Source organism: Flavobacterium sp. (genome assembly GCF_044361015.1).
Lineage (GTDB): Bacteria > Bacteroidota > Bacteroidia > Flavobacteriales > Flavobacteriaceae > Flavobacterium.
The window spans coordinates 1-20,465 of record NZ_JBIKJL010000006.1 but is presented as its reverse complement, the minus strand read 5'-3'; the positions used below and the strand labels follow the sequence as shown (position 1 = coordinate 20,465).

23 protein-coding genes are annotated in these 20,465 nt (G+C 34.1%); 10 read left to right on the top strand and 13 right to left on the bottom strand.

What is annotated here, in order from left to right:
* Positions 1 to 69 precede the first annotated feature (69 nt).
* Complete coding sequence (locus tag ACIQ2Z_RS03300; protein WP_396182738.1) at positions 70 to 1,143, top strand: serine hydrolase domain-containing protein; 1,074 nt, start codon at positions 70 to 72, stop codon at positions 1,141 to 1,143.
* Here ACIQ2Z_RS03300 and ACIQ2Z_RS03295 read toward each other — a convergent pair.
* From ACIQ2Z_RS03295 to ACIQ2Z_RS03235, 13 genes are all read right to left on the bottom strand, one after another.
* The gene (locus ACIQ2Z_RS03295; protein WP_396182737.1) at positions 1,140 to 1,439 is read right to left on the bottom strand and encodes a hypothetical protein; all 300 of its coding nucleotides are present in this window, start codon (positions 1,437 to 1,439) and stop codon (positions 1,140 to 1,142) included. The two genes, ACIQ2Z_RS03300 and ACIQ2Z_RS03295, sit on opposite strands and share 4 nt — an antisense overlap.
* A complete protein-coding gene (gene ftsY / locus ACIQ2Z_RS03290) occupies positions 1,439 to 2,392 on the bottom strand; it encodes a signal recognition particle-docking protein FtsY (protein WP_396182736.1) in 954 nt (317 codons plus the stop codon). Before ftsY ends, ACIQ2Z_RS03295 begins: the two co-directional genes overlap by 1 nt.
* Positions 2,393 to 2,490: 98 nt before the next feature.
* Entirely contained in the window at positions 2,491 to 2,643 is a 153-nt protein-coding gene (locus tag ACIQ2Z_RS03285) for a DUF4295 domain-containing protein (RefSeq protein ID WP_290861547.1), read from the bottom strand.
* A gap of 8 nt (positions 2,644 to 2,651) precedes the next feature.
* The gene (gene rpmG / locus ACIQ2Z_RS03280) at positions 2,652 to 2,834 is read right to left on the bottom strand and encodes a 50S ribosomal protein L33 (protein ID WP_290861549.1); all 183 of its coding nucleotides are present in this window, start codon (positions 2,832 to 2,834) and stop codon (positions 2,652 to 2,654) included.
* Positions 2,835 to 2,858: 24 nt separating this feature from the next.
* Entirely contained in the window at positions 2,859 to 3,095 is a 237-nt protein-coding gene (gene rpmB, locus ACIQ2Z_RS03275) for a 50S ribosomal protein L28 (RefSeq protein WP_396182735.1), read from the bottom strand.
* 74 nt (positions 3,096 to 3,169) lie between these two features.
* Positions 3,170 to 4,417 carry a CinA family nicotinamide mononucleotide deamidase-related protein gene (locus ACIQ2Z_RS03270; protein ID WP_396182734.1) on the bottom strand — a complete coding sequence of 416 codons (1,248 nt, stop codon included), beginning with the start codon at positions 4,415 to 4,417 and terminating at the stop codon, positions 3,170 to 3,172.
* 238 nt (positions 4,418 to 4,655) lie between these two features.
* A complete protein-coding gene (locus ACIQ2Z_RS03265; protein ID WP_396182733.1) occupies positions 4,656 to 5,000 on the bottom strand; it encodes an Hpt domain-containing protein in 345 nt (114 codons plus the stop codon).
* Between the two features lie 3 nt (positions 5,001 to 5,003).
* Positions 5,004 to 5,615: a fumarylacetoacetate hydrolase family protein gene (locus tag ACIQ2Z_RS03260; protein WP_396182732.1), complete on the bottom strand. Its 612-nt coding sequence runs from the start codon at positions 5,613 to 5,615 to the stop codon at positions 5,004 to 5,006.
* 45 nt (positions 5,616 to 5,660) lie between these two features.
* On the bottom strand, positions 5,661 to 6,437 hold the full coding sequence (locus ACIQ2Z_RS03255) for an exonuclease domain-containing protein (protein WP_396182731.1): 777 nt from the start codon (positions 6,435 to 6,437) through the stop codon (positions 5,661 to 5,663).
* A 148-nt stretch (positions 6,438 to 6,585) separates the two neighbouring features.
* Entirely contained in the window at positions 6,586 to 7,932 is a 1,347-nt protein-coding gene (locus tag ACIQ2Z_RS03250) for a dihydrolipoamide acetyltransferase family protein (protein WP_396182730.1), read from the bottom strand.
* A gap of 158 nt (positions 7,933 to 8,090) precedes the next feature.
* Complete coding sequence (locus ACIQ2Z_RS03245) at positions 8,091 to 9,260, bottom strand: glycosyltransferase family 2 protein (protein WP_396182729.1); 1,170 nt, start codon at positions 9,258 to 9,260, stop codon at positions 8,091 to 8,093.
* Positions 9,261 to 9,269: 9 nt separating this feature from the next.
* Positions 9,270 to 9,572: a type II toxin-antitoxin system RelE/ParE family toxin gene (locus ACIQ2Z_RS03240; protein ID WP_396182728.1), complete on the bottom strand. Its 303-nt coding sequence runs from the start codon at positions 9,570 to 9,572 to the stop codon at positions 9,270 to 9,272.
* A complete protein-coding gene (locus tag ACIQ2Z_RS03235; RefSeq protein ID WP_396182727.1) occupies positions 9,569 to 9,790 on the bottom strand; it encodes a hypothetical protein in 222 nt (73 codons plus the stop codon). Before ACIQ2Z_RS03235 ends, ACIQ2Z_RS03240 begins: the two co-directional genes overlap by 4 nt.
* A 155-nt stretch (positions 9,791 to 9,945) precedes the next feature.
* Between ACIQ2Z_RS03235 and ACIQ2Z_RS03230 the strand changes: the two genes are divergently transcribed.
* From ACIQ2Z_RS03230 to ACIQ2Z_RS03190, 9 genes are all read left to right on the top strand, one after another.
* On the top strand, positions 9,946 to 11,805 hold the full coding sequence (locus ACIQ2Z_RS03230; protein WP_396182726.1) for an ABC-F family ATP-binding cassette domain-containing protein: 1,860 nt from the start codon (positions 9,946 to 9,948) through the stop codon (positions 11,803 to 11,805).
* 81 nt (positions 11,806 to 11,886) lie between these two features.
* Positions 11,887 to 12,666 carry an O-methyltransferase gene (locus ACIQ2Z_RS03225; protein ID WP_396182725.1) on the top strand — a complete coding sequence of 260 codons (780 nt, stop codon included), beginning with the start codon at positions 11,887 to 11,889 and terminating at the stop codon, positions 12,664 to 12,666.
* A 100-nt stretch (positions 12,667 to 12,766) separates the two neighbouring features.
* The gene (locus ACIQ2Z_RS03220; RefSeq protein WP_396182724.1) at positions 12,767 to 13,456 is read left to right on the top strand and encodes an ABC transporter ATP-binding protein; all 690 of its coding nucleotides are present in this window, start codon (positions 12,767 to 12,769) and stop codon (positions 13,454 to 13,456) included.
* A 76-nt stretch (positions 13,457 to 13,532) separates the two neighbouring features.
* Complete coding sequence (locus ACIQ2Z_RS03215) at positions 13,533 to 14,489, top strand: RimK family alpha-L-glutamate ligase (RefSeq protein ID WP_396182723.1); 957 nt, start codon at positions 13,533 to 13,535, stop codon at positions 14,487 to 14,489.
* A gap of 107 nt (positions 14,490 to 14,596) precedes the next feature.
* Complete coding sequence (locus tag ACIQ2Z_RS03210) at positions 14,597 to 15,169, top strand: cob(I)yrinic acid a,c-diamide adenosyltransferase (protein WP_396182722.1); 573 nt, start codon at positions 14,597 to 14,599, stop codon at positions 15,167 to 15,169.
* Between the two features lie 182 nt (positions 15,170 to 15,351).
* Entirely contained in the window at positions 15,352 to 15,573 is a 222-nt protein-coding gene (locus ACIQ2Z_RS03205) for a DUF2795 domain-containing protein (RefSeq protein WP_002986941.1), read from the top strand.
* 81 nt (positions 15,574 to 15,654) lie between these two features.
* Positions 15,655 to 19,008: a preprotein translocase subunit SecA gene (gene secA / locus ACIQ2Z_RS03200; protein WP_396182721.1), complete on the top strand. Its 3,354-nt coding sequence runs from the start codon at positions 15,655 to 15,657 to the stop codon at positions 19,006 to 19,008.
* 78 nt (positions 19,009 to 19,086) lie between these two features.
* Positions 19,087 to 19,722 carry a hypothetical protein gene (locus ACIQ2Z_RS03195; RefSeq protein ID WP_396182720.1) on the top strand — a complete coding sequence of 212 codons (636 nt, stop codon included), beginning with the start codon at positions 19,087 to 19,089 and terminating at the stop codon, positions 19,720 to 19,722.
* 5 nt (positions 19,723 to 19,727) lie between these two features.
* Positions 19,728 to 20,300, top strand: coding sequence for a hypothetical protein (locus ACIQ2Z_RS03190; RefSeq protein WP_396182719.1), 573 nt, complete (start codon positions 19,728 to 19,730; stop codon positions 20,298 to 20,300).
* Positions 20,301 to 20,465 lie beyond the last annotated feature (165 nt).

Below are 20,465 nucleotides of genomic sequence, written 5' to 3'. Positions count from 1 at the left end.
GAATAAAAAGTAAATTTGATTAAACCTTTTAAAGAAACAAAAGTCATAAGCTAGATAAAACTCCTAATCATGAAAAAATATTTTTCCTTTTTGCTAATTTCAATTCTCTTTTTAAATTGCTCTTCAGATTCAGATTCTCCTGAAGAAAACCCATCAGATTCCATGTATTTTCCTCCTATTTCAGGCATAACTTGGGAAACTAAATCGATGGCTGACTTGGGTTGGAATGAAAGCGAAGTACAACCCCTTTTGAATTATTTAGAAGAAAAAAACACCAAGGGATTCATCATTTTGGTGAATGGTCGTATTGTGATGGAAAATTATTTTAACGATCACAACGCCAATTTACCTTGGTATTGGGCAAGTGCGGGAAAAACATTAACCACTGCAACAATTGGTATTGCTCAACAAGAAGGTTTACTTAGTATTAATGATAAAGTATCTGACTATTTAGGAATTGGTTGGACATCAGCACCCACAAATAAAGAAAATTTGATTACTAACAAACATTTACTTTCCATGACATCTGGATTAGATGACACCTTCGGCGATGGGAATGATCCTAGTGACCTACAATATAAAGCAGATGCCGGGACAAGATGGGCCTATCACAATGTATTTGAAAAATTACAAGATGTGATTGCTAATGCTTCAAATCAAACTTTTGATTCCTATTTTACTTCTAAACTTAAAAGTAAAATCGGTATGACTGGAGCTTGGATTGAGAGTGATGAATTTAATGTTTATTGGAGTACAACTAGAAGTACAGCCCGTTTTGGTCTTTTATCATTAAACAAAGGCAAATGGAATTCAGAAGTAATTGTTCCCGAAGCATATATGATGGAAGCGATGTCTACATCGCAAACTATCAATAATTCGTATGGTTATTTATGGTGGTTGAATGGAAAAACAAATTATCGTTTACCACAAACACAATTACAATTTCCAGGAAGTTTAATCCCTAATGGACCGGCTGATATGGTTTGTGGACTTGGAAAAAATGATCAGAAAATTTATGTTATTCCAAGTAAAAAAATGGTTGTTATTCGCTTGGGAGATGTTGCAAATCAGGACAATCCGACCTTTGCACTTTCAGGATTTGACAACGAATTATGGCAAAAAATTAACGCTGTAATAAATTAGTTTCCGTATTTATTTTGAAGAAAATAAACCCAATCGTACTCATAATATCGAGTAATAATTATTAATAGGACACCAAGAATAGCAATTGCCCAAGAATATTTTTTATAAATCACGGTATAAGCAGTCCAAATTCCGAAAATCATAAAAGGAATTGCCATAACAACATTTGGAATCATCCAGGCTCCACGAGCAATTGCAACCGATTTTAATAAAACAAAAAAGAAACAGTATACTGAAACAATCTTGGTTAGGGATACTAAATACTTATTGAAAACTTTAGGCTCTTGTTGTTCCATTATTTAAAAAAAGAGTCTACAAACTCATATTTGTTAAACACTTGTAGGTCTTCAATACATTCACCTACACCAATATATTTAACAGGAATTTGGAATTGATCTGAAATCCCAATTACAACTCCGCCTTTAGCTGTTCCGTCTAATTTTGTTACAGCTAAGCAAGACACCTCCGTAGCAGCAGTAAACTCTCTAGCTTGCTCAAAAGCATTTTGTCCGGTTGAACCATCCAATACTAATAACACATCGTGTGGAGCATCGGCTACCACTTTTTGCATGACTCGTTTCACTTTAGTCAACTCATTCATTAAATTCACTTTATTATGCAAACGACCGGCAGTATCAATAATAACTACATCAGCTCCTTGTGTAACGGCACTTTGTAATGTATCAAAAGCAACAGAAGCCGGATCACTGCCCATTTGTTGCTTCACTATTGGCACACCTACTCTATCCGCCCAAATTTGCAATTGGTCTATAGCTGCAGCTCTAAAAGTATCAGCAGCTCCTAAAACCACTTTATATCCTGATTTTTTAAATTGATAAGCTAATTTGCCTATAGTTGTGGTTTTACCAACGCCGTTTACACCTACAACCATAATAACATAGGGTTTTTTATTTGATGGAATATCAAATTCTGTCGCTTCACCGGAATTGGTTTCTGATAATAATCCGGCAATTTCTTCTCGAAGAATTTTATTGAGTTCATCAGTACCCAAGTATTTATCACGAGCGACGCGAGCTTCAATTCGAACAATAATCTTTAATGTAGTTTTTACACCTACGTCAGAAGAAACTAACACTTCTTCTAAATTATCCAATACATCGTCATCAACAGACGATTTACCGGCAACTGCTTTAGTTAGTTTTGCAAAAAAGGAAGTTTTAGTTTGCTCTAGGCCTTTGTCTAATGTTTCCTTTTTTTCGGATGAAAATATTCGTTTGAAAAAACTCATATTCTGATTTTTTAATATTTTTTATTCTGAGAACAAATATAAAAATAAAAAAGCTACTCTCAAGGAAAGTAGCTTTTACTATAATGGAGTAAAGTAAATTATTTCTTAGTTAAGAAAGAATCTACTAGCTCAGGAGCCATTACAGATTCAACAAAAGTATATGCTCCAGTTTTTGGAGATTTTACCATTTTAATGGCTTTTGTTAATCTTTTTGACGCTGTTTGTAATGTTGCTACGGTTTTCTTTGCCATTTCTTATCTTATTTAATTTCTTTATGAATAGTTACTTTTTTCAAGATAGGATTAAATTTTTTAATCTCTAATCTGTCAGGAGTATTCTTTTTGTTTTTCGTTGTAATGTAGCGAGATGTTCCCGGAACACCTGAGTTTTTATGCTCTGTACACTCTAAAATTACCTGAATTCTATTGCCTTTCTTTGCCATTTTTCTTTATTTTTTAGAGTTGAATTAAGATATAAAACCTTTTGCTTTAGCGTCTTTCAACACAGCAGACAACCCTTTTCTATTAATCGTTTTAATTGTAGACGCTGCTACTCTTAAAGAAATCCATCTGTCTTCTTCAGCAAGATAGAAACGTTTTTTAACTAAGTTCACAGAAAATTTTCTCTTAGTTTTGTTCATCGCGTGAGAAACATTGTTTCCTACCATCGCTCTTTTACCTGTAAGGTCACAAACTCTTGACATTATGCTTATCTTTTATCGTTATTCAAAATCAGGGTGCAAAGAAACAAAAAAGTAATCTATTACACAAACAAATTTTAGTAGTTTTTTAAAATTTCTTTCAGAAGCATTTCAAGTCCTTTATTTACTGCTCTATCAATTACTTTTTGACGCGGTTGACCAAAGTTAAATTGCTCTGAAAAAACTCCGTTTGGAGTTGCTATAGCTACACAGACTGTTCCCAAAGAAGCATCAGCATCTCCTTTAGAAGGTCCGGCATTTCCGGTGGTTGCAACAGCAAAATCAGACCTCAAAACTTTCTGTACACCTAACGCCATTTCTTCTGCAACTTGAGTACTCACTACAGAGAAAGCATCAATTGTAGATTGTTTCACGCCAAGTAAGGAAACTTTAGTGTCTGTTGCATAAGAAACAATACCACCTCGAAAATAATTGGATGAACCGGAAATTGAAGTAATTATTTCGGATATTTTTCCACCTGTACAACTTTCGGCGGTAGAAAGTGTAAGCCCTTTTTGGGATAATAATTCCCTTAAAACCAACTCAATACTTTCATCTTCTTCAAAGCCTACGATGATATCGCCAATAATTTCAACTAGCTTTTCAACTAAATCATTAATAGTTGTTTGCAATATACTTTCATTTGGACCTCTTGCCGTTAAACGCAAACGAACACGTCCCGGATTAGGTAAATAAGCTAATTTCACAAAACCGGGCAAATTATCTTCCCAAGGTTCGATACGTTCCGCTACGATGCTTTCACCTTGTCCGTAAGTTAGAATCGTTTTGTGCAATATGTATGGTCGCTTATATTCACTTACAATTTTCGGAACTAGTTCATTGGTGACAATAGCTTTCATCTCATAGGGAACACCGGGTAAAGAAACAAAGACAGTCTTTTCTTTAGTCATCCACATTCCGGGTGCGGTCCCGAATTGATTTTGTAAAACAATTGCTTTTGATGGAAGTAAGGCTTGATCACGATTAACTTGAGAAACATTAAAATTCATTTTAGTAAAAAGTGCTACAATATGATTTTCTACTGTTGAATTTCGCTGCAAAGTATCCTGAAAATAATCACAGAATGTTATTTTAGTTAAATCATCTTTTGTTGGTCCCAAACCACCTGTAATAATGACAAAGTCTACTTCATTCTGCACCTTCGCGAAGGTTTCCAAAATGTGGCTTTTATCGTCGCTGATGGAAATCATTTCATGTATTTGAATGCCAATTTTATCCAATGATTTAGCTATAAAACCGGAATTAGTGTCGGTAATTTGTCCGATAAGAATTTCGTCTCCGATGGTGATGATAGTTGCTTTCATTTTTTGAGGTGCTGAGTTGCTGAGTGACTGAGTTGTTGAGGTTTTTTTTTGCTAAATCACTTAGCGACTTAGGAACTCAGATTCTCAACGACTTTTCTAGCCCGGATAGTAGCGGAAAGCCCGGAGCTAAAAAAACTAATTTTTCTTGTCAAAAAAGAGCGACCAAGGGAAGCTACTTTTTGGCTAAGAAAAACAGGTTTTTTAGTGAGGACTTGTAGTGAATAGCCGGAATAGCTTTTTATAAATCGAAATCTTTGTTTATTTCTTTGACGGCTTTTTCAACTTGGTCTTCAATTGACTTAAAAATTTCTTTGATTTCGTTTCGTTTTCCTTCGCGTTTTGTCCATGCTTCTACCTGAAGAATTTCTTCATAAGCAACGTTCATTCCTAATAAATCAAGTGTTGGCTTAATTTTGTGAGCATAGCTGTAGGCTAATTTGTGATTTTTTTCCTCGATACCTTGTTTGACAAACTTTAAATCCTCCGGAATTTCGCTAACGAATAAGGTAATTATCTGTAAAACGAACTCAGGGTCGTTGTCTGAAAGTGCATACACTTTGGCTAGGTTGTAGTTTAATGCCATTTTTTATTTTACTTGAATTCGGAATAATTTTTTTTCTTCAATAAATCCTTCTAGAATATCATTAGTTTTTACTTGAGCCACCCCTTCTGGTGTTCCGGTAAAAATAATATCGCCAATTTTAAGTGTAAAAAACTGAGAAACATAGGCAATAAGTTCATCAATTTTCCACAACATGTGGCTCGTGTTCCCTTTTTGTACGGTAACTCCGTTAGATTTCAATTCAAAATTAATACTTTCTGTGGAACTGAAATCTTTTTTCGATAAAAAGTTGCCAATAACCGCTGAACCGTCAAAAGCTTTCGCTTTTTCCCACGGCAATCCTTTGTCTTTGAGTTTTGCTTGTAAATCACGAGCGGTGAAGTCAATCCCAAGTCCGATTTCATCATAATAATTATGAGCAAATTTTGTTTCAATATATTTCCCAACTTTATTAATTCGAACGAGTATTTCCACTTCGTGATGAATATCATCACTGAATTCAGGAATCACAAACGGATGTTGCTTCAATAAAACAGCACTGTCAGGTTTCAAAAAGACCACTGGCTCATCCGGTCGCTCATTTTGAAGCTCTTCAATGTGTTTGGTGTAATTTCTTCCGATGCAGATTATTTTCATTTTTTGAGGTACTGAGGTTCTAAGGTACTGAGGTTCTAAGTTTTGCTAAGATAGCTTATTATTCAATTTTCGTAATTTGATGGCGGTCAGTACTTTTTTGGTATACAAAGGAAAATCAGCGTTTTGAATCCAACCAAAATAGCCAGGTTCTTCCTCTAATATTTTTTCGACCAAAGCTCCTTTGTGCTTTCCAAAGGTAAAAATCTCTTGTCCTTTATCATTCATAGCAATAAATCCTGCAAAATCAACAGATTTTTTTCGTGTAGTAAATTCAGAAAGCGATTTCATATCGTTCTCCAATTCAGGATACCTCTCTAATTGCGATTTTAAAATTTCGTAGGTTGCCATTGTATCTGCTTCTGCTGAATGAGCATTTTCCAAGGATTGTCCGCAGTAAAATTTATAAGCAGCACTTAAAGTTCGCTCTTCCATTTTATGAAAAATAGTCTGTACATCAACCGAAACCCTGTTTTTCATATCAAAATCAACGCCGGCTCGCAATAATTCTTCGGCCAATAATGGAATATCAAATCGATCGGAATTAAAGCCCGCCAAGTCGGAATCCTTAATCATGGCATATACCTGACTGGAAAGCTCCTTGAAAGTGGGTTCGTTGGCTACTTTTTCATCGGTTATCCCATGAATTTGAGAAACTTGAAACGGTATTTTGATTTCTGGATTTACCAACCATGTTTTACTTTCTTTATTCCCGTTGGGAAAAACTTTAAAGATTGAAATTTCTACAATTCTGTCTTTCGCTACTTCCACACCCGTGGTTTCGAGATCAAAAAAGCAGATGGGGCGGTTTAATTTGAGTTCCATTTTAAAATTTTAGGAGAGCAAATATAAGGGATTGAAATAACCTTTAGTGGATTGTTCTCGTTTTTTTAAAATACTTTTAATAAATAAAATTAAAAAACCCTTTCAGAGTTAAAACTAAGAAAGGGTTGAATTTTTATCTTTAAAAAATCTAAAATTCTCTGTTTTCGCTGAAACCTTCTAGATAATCCGCTACACGTTTCACAAATTGTCCGCCTAACGAACCATCTACCACACGGTGGTCATAACTGTGTGATAAGAACATTTTGTGACGGATACCGATGTAATCTCCGGTTGGAGTTTCAATTACAGCCGGAACTTTACGAATTGCTCCCAATGCTAAAATTGCTACTTGAGGTTGGTTAATAATCGGTGTCCCAAAAACGCTTCCAAATGTTCCAACGTTGGTAACAGTGTAGGTTCCACCTTGAATTTCATCCGGTTTTAATTGATTATTTCGAGCACGATTTGCCAAATCATTCACCGTTTTGGTTAATCCGACAAGGTTTAGCATATCTGCATTTTTGATAACAGGAACAATTAAGTTTCCGTTTGGTAATGCTGCAGCCATTCCTAAATTAATATTTTTCTTTTTAATGATATAATCACCTTCTACAGAAATATTAATCATTGGGAAGTCTTTGATGGCTTTTGCCACAGCTTCCATGAAAATAGGTGTGAAAGTCAACTTCTCACCTTCTCTTTTTTCAAAAGCATCTTTGACTTTGTTTCTCCAATTTACAATATTGGTTACATCCACTTCGATAAACGACTGTACATGAGCAGAAGTTTGCAAGGAGGAAACCATATAGCCGGAAATCAATTTCCGCATACGGTCCATCTCAATGATTTCATCTTGACCGTTTACAGAAACCGGTATTTTTTTCTCAGGAGTTGTTTCAATTTTCACAACTGCTTTTACCTCCGGTTTCGAAATTTCAGCAACAATTGGTTCTGCTTTTGGAGCAGTTGCAACCGGTTGGTTGGCTCTGTCTTTTACGTACGATATAATGTCATCTTTGGTCACACGACCTTCTTTTCCTGAACCTTTTATTTTTTCTAATTCTGCAATCGATACCCCTTCTTCCTTTGCAATGTTTTTCACTAAAGGTGAAAAGAATTTTTCAGATGAGGAAAAATCAACAGCAATTGGTGCAGCAGCATGAACAACTTCTTTGGCAACTTCAATGGCTTTTTCTATTTCAACAATGGCCGGTGAAACTTCAACTTTTTGAACTTCAATTGAAGCACTTCCGCCTTCGGTATCAATAATAGCAATCGTTTGTCCTACTTTGACAACATCGTCAACGTTGAAAAGTATTTCAGTAATTGTTCCCGAAACCTCAGATGGAACTTCACTATCTACTTTATCGGTAGCAATTTCCAAGACTGCTTCGTCAACTTCAATTTTATCGCCTACTTTTTTAAGCCAATTAGTGATGGTCGCTTCCGCAACACTCTCTCCCATTTTGGGCAATTTCAATTCAAATTTTGCCATATCGATAACCTAAAGGTTTATTTTGTGTTTCAGTTTGCGAAATTACTAAAAAAAGGACTGATTATTATCATTATCAATAATTTTATTTGACACGAATTTCACGAATATTCACGGATTAAAAAATTTTACAGAGTTCTAAAAACCTCAAAATTCAGTAATCAACCTTCAATCATCACGACTTCTCCTCGATCATTGCTGCTGTTGCTTCCAATCATAAAATTACTATGATTAGGAATGATTTTGAAGGTTACTTTCTCATTTTTATGCAATTCCATTGCTGAAATAATAGTTGAAAAAGTTAAATAGTTCTGATCAAAAATGATTTCAATGTTTGTATTTATTCCTTTTAAAAGCGAAGATAATTCATTTTTAAAGGAAGATGGAATGACTTTCACATTTTTTCCTAACAATTTTTCGAGCTTTTCTTTTAATAACTGATTTTCAGAAATCAGTATATAATGGTCAACCATACTTTTAGAATCAGTTATTTTATTTTTCTTCAAAAAGGCAAAAAAAACACTTCCTACTTTCATAAAAAAACTAAAAAAAGCTGATTTTTTAAAGTGTTTGCTATAAAAATACTCCATTGCTTCTTGAAATCGCTTCCTATAAGTGCCATCTTTCAAGGTACTTTCGCCCTTGTAATGAATGACTGAAGTTTCACTAAAATAAAAATTAGACTTGCCCGATAGCAGCAATCGATAACTCAAATCAATATCATCTGAATACATAAAACAGTTTTCGTCAAACCCACCATGCTCCAAATATAATTCACGCGGCATCACCATAAAAGCACCTACCAATATATCAACTACACCCGATTCATTTTCAGATAAATGCTGAGCATAATACTGATTGAAGAGTGAAACTTTTGGAAAAATTTTATACAAGCCGAATATTTTTGTAAATGCCACCCATGGAGTTGGAATACCACGCTTACTTTCAGGAAGAAAATTTCCTGTGCCGTCGATTAGTTTGCAACCAAGCCCCCCAGCCCCCGAGGGGGGAGTTTGCCGTAGATGACCCAAAATTTTTGTAAAAGTATCTTCTGCGACAACGGTGTCGGGATTGAGGATGCAAATATATTCGCCTTTCGCTTCGGCAACTCCAATGTTATTTCCTTTTGGGAAACCGGTGTTTTCTTTGTTCTCAATTAGTCTAATGCTAGGGAAACGGGCTTTCATCATTTGACAACTATCATCAGACGAATGATTATCAACAACAATTATTTCGCCATCAATGTGTTGTAAAGCGTCTAGAACACTGAGCACACATTGCTCAAGAAAATAGCGTACGTTGTAATTGAGAATAATGACGGATAGTTGCATAGGGCAAATTTACAGCAACTTATTTAAATCTTCCGGATTTTTTAAATTGTTCCAAAATAAAAGAAGTTCAATTGATTTAACTTTATCATTTATTCGATAAATCAGAGTTGTTTGTTTAGAAATTGCAATTGAATAATTGTTTTTAAAATTTATTTTTCCTAAAGTTGGATTTTTAGAAAGTCTTTCTAATTCCTTTTCTACTAATTTCTCAAAATTCAAAACTTCATTTTGATTCCATTTTAAGTAAATGAATTCGATTTCTTCATAGTATGAATTTAGTGCAGAAAAAGTCCAGTCGAGGTGATAACTCATTTCAAAAAAGGATATCTTTCCTTTATTCTTCTCATCGCTTCTTCGTGTGGAATTAATTTTCCTTCATTAGCTTCTTGAATTGATTTTTCCAAAAGTTTCACCAAAACCGGATGCAATTCTTCCTCTTGAACAGCATTTTTTTCTACATTATAGTCAGTTGTTGGCTCTTCAACTTTGTTGATTTGTTTGTTTTCGTGGCTTGGGTTCTTTTTACTCATGACAGTATCTTTTAAAAAAGTAAAAATAGTGATTTTTTCTTTGCATTTCTAGCAAAGTCAAATGTTTCAACAATTCGTTTCAGAAAAAATAAAGCATTACTTTTGCACTTTTAAAACCATTGATTAATTGGCAAATTGCCTCATTGACAAATTAAATGAATTACCTCTCAGTAGAAAATATATCCAAAGCCTATGGCGAACGCGTATTATTTGAAAACATTTCCTTTGGTATCAACAAAGACCAAAAAATTGCTTTCATCGCTAAAAACGGTTCGGGAAAAACGACCATTATGAACATCATCAATGGTTTTGATGAACCGGATACAGGACAAGTAGTGGTTCGTAAAAATATCCGAATGGCTTTTTTGTCGCAAAAAAATGAATTGCAAGATGAATTGACAATTGAGGAAAGCATTTTCGCCAGTGATAACGAAACGCTGAAAGTAATTGAGCAGTATGAAAAAGCATTAGAAAATCCGGAAAATGAAGAAGCTTATCAAAAAGCGTTTGATTTGATGGATCAACACAATGCGTGGGACTTTGAAACGCAATTCAAACAGATTTTGTTCAAATTGAAATTGGAGGATTTTAAATTGAAAGTCAAAAGTCTTTCGGGTGGACAAAAAAAGCGACTTTCGTTAGCAATTATTTTGATTAATCGTCCGGATTTATTGATTTTGGATGAGCCTACCAACCATTTGGATTTGGAGATGATAGAATGGTTGGAAAGTTATTTTGCCAAAGAAAATATTACGTTGTTTATGGTGACGCACGACCGTTTCTTTTTGGAACGTGTGTGTAATGAAATTGTCGAACTCGATAACGGCAAACTATACCAATACAAAGGAAACTATTCGTATTATTTGGAGAAAAAAGAAGAACGAATTGCTTCTGAAAACGCCAGTATCGACAAAGCTCAGAATCTTTTTGTGAAAGAATTGGCATGGATGCGTCGCCAACCGAAAGCACGTACAACCAAATCGAAATCTCGTCAGGATGATTTTTATGTGATTAAAGAAAAAGCCGAAAGTCGCCGAAAAGAAAATGTGGTGGAGTTGGAAATCAACATGGAACGAATGGGAAGCAAGATTATTGAGCTTCATAAACTGTATAAAAAATTCAAAGACAGAGTGATTCTTGACAATTTTTCGTATGATTTTCAGCGTGGCGAACGCATTGGAATTATCGGAAAAAACGGAACAGGAAAATCGACTTTTTTAAATATTTTGACCAAAACGATGTTGCCCGATGCCGGAAAAGTGGTGATTGGCGAAACAATTAAGGTGGGTTATTATACGCAAAGCGGCATCAACCCAAAACCGGGTCAGAAGGTTATCGATATTATTAAAGAGTATGGCGAATACATTCCGCTAACGAAAGGTAAAATTATTTCGGCTTCGCAATTGCTGGAACGATTCCTTTTTGATGCAAAAAAACAATATGATTTTGTAGAAAAATTGAGTGGTGGCGAATTGAAACGTTTGTATTTGTGTACGGTTTTAATTCAGAATCCGAACTTTCTGATTTTGGATGAACCTACCAACGATTTAGACATTGTCACATTAAATGTTTTAGAAAGTTTTCTATTAGATTTTCCGGGTTGTTTGATAGTGGTTTCCCACGATCGCTACTTTATGGATAAAATTGTCGATCACTTATTTGTGTTTCGAGGTGAAGGTGAAATTGAAGATTTTCCGGGTAATTATTCCGATTTTAGAGCCTATGAAGACAGTGCTGATGTGGCTTTAAAAGAAGAACACAAAGCTGACAAAAAAGCTTGGAAACAAAATAATTCGACAGGAAATTTATCATTTAACGAACAAAAAGAATTTCAAAAAATTGAACGGGAAATCAAAGAGTTGGAATTTGAGAAAAAGCAAATCGAACAATTGTTTGCCGATGGGAAAGTAACTGATGATGCTATTGAGAAAAAAGCGAATGAGTTGCAAGAGATTATAAAGAAATTGGAAGAAAAGGAAGAGCGATGGTTTGAACTTTCTTCGAAAATTGAATAACTATTTAAACCATCAAGATATTAAGTTAAATTAAGGTTTCTTAATTCCCTTAATATCTTGATGGTTTAGAAAAAAATTGAAATGTTTCATATCATAAAATCATATTTTAAATTTTTACTAAAATCCAAAAACCAACACGGAGTTCATTCGCCATTTGTGTTCGATTTGGTGACAAAATGTTTTTATGATAAAAAAAAATATCCTGAATATTCCATTTTAAAAGAATACCGAAAATCCCTTTTAGCAAACGAAAATACAATTGAAGTAACCGATTTTGGAGCCGGTTCAAGAGTTTTTAAATCCAATCAACGAAAAATTTCAGCAATTGCAAAAAATGCCGGAATTTCTCCCACAAGAGCTGAATTGTTATTTAGAATTACAAACTATTTTCATCCGGAAAGTGTATTAGAAATTGGAACTTCGTTGGGATTGGCTACAATTGCTCTTTCATTAGGAAGTAAAAATTCGAAAATAATTACGTTGGAAGGATGTTTACAAACAATTTCAATTGCAAAAAATCAGTGTCAATTACAAAATCTAAACAACATTGAATTTATAAACACAAAATTTGAAGACTATCTAAAAAAACTTCAACCCGCAACTCGCAACCCACAACTAATTTACTTTGACGGAAATCATTCTAAAAAAGCAACCTTAGACTACTTTGAACTTTTATTACCAATCATTTCTAACGAATCTGTTTGGATTTTTGATGACATTCATTGGTCAAAAGACATGGAAGAAGCTTGGGAAATAATTAAAAATAATCCGAAAGTGACCGTTACGATTGATACTTTTCAATGGGGAATTGTATTTTTTAGAAAAGAACAAGAGAAAGAACATTTTGTTATTCGAGTTTGATTTTAAAAAATAGTGTAACATTTAATGTATTTTTACTACTTATAATCCGAGTATTGTAAATCAAAAAATTTGCAATCGTTAATCAAAAATCCGAAAACCAATGGCAAATCCATTAATCAAAATAACCAATCTAAAACGAGATTTTATTTTAGGAAGTGAAACGATTTATGTTCTAAAAGGCATCGATTTAGAAATTAATAAAGGTGAATATGTTGCTTTGATGGGACCATCCGGATCAGGGAAATCAACGTTAATGAATCTTTTAGGATGTTTAGACACCCCTACTTCAGGTTCGTATATTCTAAACGGAAAAGATGTCAGCAAAATGCACGATGACGAGTTAGCTGAAATCAGAAACAAAGAAATCGGATTCGTATTCCAAACCTTCAATTTGATGCCAAGAACAACGGCTTTGGACAATGTAGCTTTACCGATGGTTTACGCCGGATATTCAAAAACGGAACGCAACGAAAGAGCAAATGAAGTATTGAAGCAAGTGAATTTAGCCGACCGTATGGACCATAAACCCAATGAACTTTCCGGTGGTCAACGTCAGCGTGTTGCTATTGCTAGAGCTTTAGTGAACAAACCTTCAATTATTTTGGCCGATGAACCCACCGGAAATTTAGATTCAAAAACTTCCGAAGAAATTATGGGACTTTTTAATGAAATTCATAACAACGGAAATACTGTAATTTTGGTTACGCACGAAGAAGAAATTGCGGCTTATGCACACCGAATTATTCGTTTGCGTGACGGAATTATCGAAAAAGACGAGCGAGTAAAATAAACAATTTGTACCTTTGTGTATTAAGTTTATTTTATGAAAACACTTATTATTATTCTTGTAGTTTTATTTATAGCCGTTGCTATTATTACTCGAATGGCAAATAAACACAGAGAAAATCGACGAAATCGTAATTTCAAGACTAGCTATTATTCAAAAAAGAAACATTAACCGAATGAATGTTGGAATACTCACTTGTGCCCGATTACCTGAACTTTTAGAATCGGATCAAAAATTAATTCCACTTTTTGCAAAAGGAAATATTACTGCAAAAGCAATTATTTGGGATGATGAATCGGTTGATTGGACTGAATTTGATTACCTTATTTTTAGAAATACGTGGGATTATTATCAAAAAGAAATTGCGTTTAACCAATGGTTGTATAAAATCGAATCGTTAGGAATTAAAACCTTTAATCCGATTTCAATCATCCAAAAAAACAAACATAAATTTTATTTAAAAGAATTAGAAAAAGACGGAATTTCGATACTTCCGACAATCTTTTTAGAAAAAAATTCAACTTCAAATTTACACCATTTAATTCCTTGGAATTGGGAGAAAATTGTCATCAAACCAGCGTTTTCGGCCGGGAGCTATTTGACAAAATTAATTAATAGAAGTGAAATTGAATCCATCCAAACAGAATTCAAAGAACATTTTGAAACCAAAGATTTTCTTTTGCAAGAATTTCGTCCTGAAATAAAAGAATTGGGCGAAACATCGCTGATTTTCTTTAACGGAAATTTTTCACATGCAGTCAACAAAAAACCGGTTTCGACAGATTTCAGAGTTCAAATTCAATACGGAGGAAAATATACTTTGATTGAACCCAATGATGATTTAATACTTCAAGCCGAATTAGTTCTATCAAAAATTCCCGAAAAACTTTTATATGCTCGCGTTGACGGTATAGTCATCAAAAATAAACTCCATTTGATGGAAGTTGAACTCATTGAACCCGATTTATATTTTGATTTGGCTCATGGGTCAAGAGAAAGATTTGTAGAAAGTTTTTTGAAGGTAATAAGAAGCTAAGGTACTAAGGTACTGAGGTTATCCGTATCATCTTAAAACTACGATTTAATTCAACCCAATTAAAAAAACTTAGTACCTTAGCACCTCAGAACCTTAGCACCTCAAAAATGAAAATATACACCAAAACCGGCGATAGCGGAACCACCGCACTTTTTGGCGGAACTAGAGTTCCCAAACATCACATTCGTATTGAAAGTTATGGAACAGTAGACGAATTAAATTCACACATCGGCTTAATTCGCGACCAAAACATCAATCAATTATATAAAAACATTTTAATTGAAGTGCAAGACCGCCTTTTTACGGTTGGAGCCATTTTAGCCACACCGCCCGAAAAAGAGATTTTAAAAAATGGTCAACCACGGTTAAATATCAATCGAATTTCCGAAGAAGACATTCAATTATTGGAAAATGAAATCGATTCGATGAACGATTCATTACCCCCAATGACGCATTTTGTTTTACCCGGCGGACATACAACAGTGTCATATTGTCATATTGCAAGATGTGTTTGCCGAAGAGCCGAACGTTTATCCGTGCACCTTCACGAATTAGAACCAACAGATGAGCAGGTTTTAAAATACTTAAACCGCCTTTCTGACTACCTTTTTGTCTTGGCACGAAAGTTGTCATTTGACCTTCAAGCGGATGAAGTAAAATGGATTCCGAGGAAAGAGTAATCAGTTGGCAGTTTTTAGTCATCAGTTTAAACTGAACACTAAAAACTGAACACTGACCACTATTTTAACCACGTTCTTAACTTTTAAAAAGTAAAAAAAATACTTTTTGGTAAAATAAATCACTTTTTACTTGACTATTTCAGCAGAAAAATTATTTTTGCATAAAATTAAATCGATAGAAGATGTATTGGACATTAGAATTAGCATCCTATTTAAGTGATGCACCGTGGCCAGCCACCAAAGATGAGCTTATTGACTATGCTATTAGAACGGGAGCTCCACTTGAAGTAGTGGAAAACCTTCAATCTATAGAAGATGAAGGTGAAATCTATGAATCAATGGAAGAAATTTGGCCGGATTATCCTACAGACGAAGATTATCTTTGGAACGAGGACGAATATTAAAGAAAAATAAAAAATCACCAGAAAGAAGTCTCACTAGAGGCTTTTTTTTTGTGTAAATTTGCACACTTAAAAACAATAATCATGAGTTTCATAAATAGTATTCTTAAAGCATTTGTTGGCGACAAATCCGAGAAAGATGTCAAAGCAATAAAACCCTTTTTAAATAAAATTAAAACATATGAAAGCAATTTAGCATCGCTTTCACATGACGAACTGCGTGCAAAAACTACAGCTTTCAAAGAAACTATAAAATTAGCCCGTGCTGAAAAAGACAATAAAATTGCTTCCTTAAAAACAGAAGTTGAGCAGATTTTAGATATCGATAAACGCGAAGATTTGTATTTAACAATTGATGCATTGGAAAAAGAAGCTTATGAAATTTCTGAAAAAGTTTTATTAGAAATTCTACCGGAAGCTTTTGCTGTAGTGAAAGAAACGGCTAAACGTTTTAAAGATAATAATTCAATTAAAGTAAAAGCAACTCCAAAGGACATCGAACTTTCAGCAACAAAATCATATATCTCGCTTGAAGGTGACGATGCAATTTGGGCAAATTCATGGAATGCTGCCGGGAAAGAAATTACTTGGGACATGATTCACTATGATGTTCAGTTGATTGGTGGTGTCGTTTTGCATCAAGGAAAAATTGCCGAAATGCAAACTGGGGAAGGAAAAACTTTAGTTGCAACTCTACCTCTTTATTTGAATGCCTTAACAGGAAACGGTGTGCATCTAGTTACCGTGAATGATTATTTGGCAAAACGTGACAGTACATGGAAAGCTCCTTTATTTGAATTTCATGGTTTAACAGTTGATTGTATTGATAATCACCAACCAAATACCGATGCCAGAAGAAAAGCATATGATGCGGACATTACGTATGGTACTAATAATGAATTCGGTTTTGATTACCTAAGAGATAACATGGCTCATTCGCCAAACGATTTAGTACAACGCAAACACAATTATGCTATTGTGGATGAGGTCGATTCGGTTTTGATTGATGATGCCAGAACACCTTTAATTATTTCAGGTCCGGTGCCGCAAGGAGACAGACATGAATTTAATGAATTGAAGCCAAAAGTTGATAATTTAGTTTCTTTACAACGTAATTTAGCAACCGGATTTTTAACCGAAGCCAAACGTTTAATCAAAGAAGGAAACACCAAAGACGGCGGGTTTCAATTGTTGAGAGCGTATCGTTCGATGCCAAAAAATAAAGCATTAATTAAGTTTTTGAGTGAAGAAGGAATCAAACAATTGCTTCAAAAAACTGAAAATAATTATATGCAAGATAATAATCGCGAAATGCCCAAAGTGGATGAAGCATTATATTTTGTTATTGAAGAAAAAAACAATCAGGTAGAATTAACCGATAACGGGATCAAATTTTTATCACAAGATACCGATGGAAATTTCTTTGTTTTACCAGATATCGGAACTGAAATTGCCCGAATTGAAAAAATGAATTTGGTTAAAGATGCTGAAGCCGAAGAAAAAGAGAAATTGTTTCAAGATTTTTCTATTAAATCGGAACGCATTCACACGCTAACTCAATTATTAAAAGCTTACACACTTTTTGAAAAAGATGTGGAATATGTAATCATGGAAGATAAAATCATGATTGTCGATGAGCAAACCGGTCGTATTATGGATGGCCGTCGTTATTCTGACGGATTACACCAAGCAATTGAAGCCAAAGAAAATGTAAAAATTGAAGCAGCAACGCAAACTTTTGCAACCGTTACACTTCAAAATTACTTCCGCATGTACAGCAAATTAGCCGGTATGACAGGAACAGCTGTAACAGAAGCCGGTGAACTTTGGCAAATTTATAAATTGGACGTGGTGGAAATTCCAACCAACCGTCCGATGTCGAGAAAAGATCAGGAAGATTTAATATACAAAACTACCCGCGAAAAATTTAATGCTGTTATTGAAGATGTTACAAAATTATCTCAAGCAGGAAGACCGGTTTTGATTGGAACAACTTCAGTTGAAATTTCAGAATTATTAAGTAGAATGTTGAAGATGAGAAACATTCCACACAACGTTTTGAATGCAAAAATGCATAAAAGAGAAGCAGAAATTGTTGCAGAAGCAGGTAAAGCCGGAATTGTAACTATTGCCACCAATATGGCCGGTCGTGGAACCGATATTAAACTAACACCGGAAGTTAAAGCCGCAGGAGGTTTAGCGATTATCGGCACTGAACGACACGATTCACGTCGTGTGGACAGACAGTTACGTGGTCGTGCCGGTCGTCAGGGTGATCCGGGAAGTTCACAGTTTTATGTTTCTTTAGAAGATAATTTGATGCGTTTATTTGGTTCTGAACGAGTGGCCAAAGTAATGGATAGAATGGGCTTGAAAGAAGGCGAAGTGATTCAGCATTCGATGATGACCAAATCGATTGAAAGAGCTCAGAAAAAAGTAGAAGAAAACAACTTTGGTGTTCGTAAACGTTTGTTAGAATATGATGACGTAATGAATTCTCAACGTGAGGTGGTTTACAAACGCAGAAGACACGCTTTGCATGGCGAACGTTTGAAAGTGGATATCGCCAACATGATGTATGATACCTGTGAAAACATAACGAATGAAAACAAAGCAGCTTCAAACTTTAAAAACTTTGAATTTGAATTGATAAGATATTTTTCGATTACCTCACCAATTACCGAAAGTGAGTTTACTAAACTTACTGAAATAGAAATCACCGGAAAAATTTATAAAGCCGCATTATCCCATTATGATGAAAAAAATGTCCGTGATGCTCGTGAAGCCTTCCCTATAATCAGAAATGTTTATGAGAATCCATCTAATCATTACGAACGAATTGTAGTTCCATTTAGTGATGGTCAAAAAACATTAAATGTGGTGACCGATTTGAAAAAAGCCTATGATTCGGAAGGAAAACAATTAGTAGCTGATTTTGAAAAAAATATCACCTTAGCCATTGTAGATGAAGCTTGGAAAAAGCATTTACGCAAAATGGATGAATTAAAACAATCCGTACAATTAGCCGTTCACGAACAAAAAGATCCGCTGTTGATTTATAAATTTGAAGCTTTTAATTTGTTTAAAGCAATGTTGGATAAAGTAAATAAAGAGGTCATTTCGTTCTTATTTAAAGGTGATTTACCAAATCAAGGTAATGCGGCTATTCAAGAAGCAAAACAAATTCGTCAGAAAGAAAATTACACTGAATCAAAAGCTTCAACAGAAATAAACGATGGTGCAAAAGCCAACAGAGAAGCCGGTGAAATGGCTAGTCAGCGACCAGCAGTAACCGAAACCATTGTACGTGAAATGCCGAAAATCAACCGAAACGATACCGTAACTATCAAACATGTAATGAGTGGTAAAACGGAAAGTATGAAATTTAAAAAAGCAGAAAGCATGATTGCCAGTGGTGATTGGGTTTTAGTGAACTAATTTTAAATAAATCAAATAATATAATCCCCAATGGTTCTAAACTGTTGGGGATTTTTTATATTTGAAAAAAATCGAACAATGAAAAAAACAGTTATACTATTCTTTATTTTTGTTTCCTTTCAAAGCCTTTATTCGCAAGAAAAAAACAATAGTCCCTTTTTAGAACCCAAAAATCAATTTAAAGTTGAGGTTGATTCCAAAGAATATTTCTATTCTGAAGGAGATGAATTAGAAATAAATCATTCCGCTACAAAATCAAAATTAAAAATCGAATTACTTGGTTTTAAAAAATTTGATAGCGGAACCGTTAGTTTTCATTATCCTTCAAACTTTGCTTTTGAAGTAGACAAAGATTTTGGTTATAATAATTGGACATTTGACGGCAATAATGTAGTTATCTTATATTTTGAAATTGATAATGACATGAAAATGCAGGAATATATAGATTTAATGGTTGAACAATTCGGTAAAAAAAATTGCAAAACTGAAAAAAAACAAATTCAATTAGGAAACAAAATACTTTCCGGCACAAGAATTAATATAACATTGGTTGGTCAATTATTAAGTTTGGAATTCTTTGAGATTCCGTTAAACGATTACAAAACCCGTTTTATAGCTTTTCAAGATTCTAAAGATGAAGAAGGGAACAACTCAAAAGAATTAGCTGATATGATAAAAATGGTTCATGAAACGATTACTTTTTTAGAGAATTAGATTAAATGAAAAAAATTATAAATCTTCTTTTAATTTTAAATTTTACAATTTTCTATTCACAATCCATAGAAAATTTAAAAACAGAAACTAAAAATTTCTACGACGCACACTACAATATGAACTTTGAAGGAATTACTTCGCAGTATCACCCCAACTATTTTGAAAAATATACTACTGAAACAATCGTTTCTAATTTAGATGAATGGTTTCAAAATGATGTTTTAGGCAATCGAATTGTATTTCCAACAATGACTTTTATATATGGTCCAATTTTAGAAATTGAGAAAGCAAAGTATTGTGTGATTACATTCAAAAATTCCTTTCGAATCAATCTGGAGAATAAAGTTACTGATGACCAAATTAAGAGAGATTTAGCCACTTATAAGGAGATACCGCATTATAAATCAGTAAAATATGAATCCAATCGAAATAGCTATTTTGTAGAAGAAAACACAACTTGGATTGCGGTTGCCTCAGCTTCTACCAACAATAAATGGAAATTCATTGAACGTAACCCGAAATTTCATTCTTTTGATGAATTGCTTCCACTTTCTATTCAAAAACAACTGGGATTGTAATTATTTATAAAATAAGCACTATCTTTACTAAGATGCTTCTAATAGCATTACCAAAAAAGTATGGCAAAGAGTCAAGATGCTAAGAAAAACGTGAAGAAAGAGCCTTTAAAAACAGCGAAAGAGAAGAAAGAAGAGAAACGCGAGAAGAAAAACAAAAGGGATTAA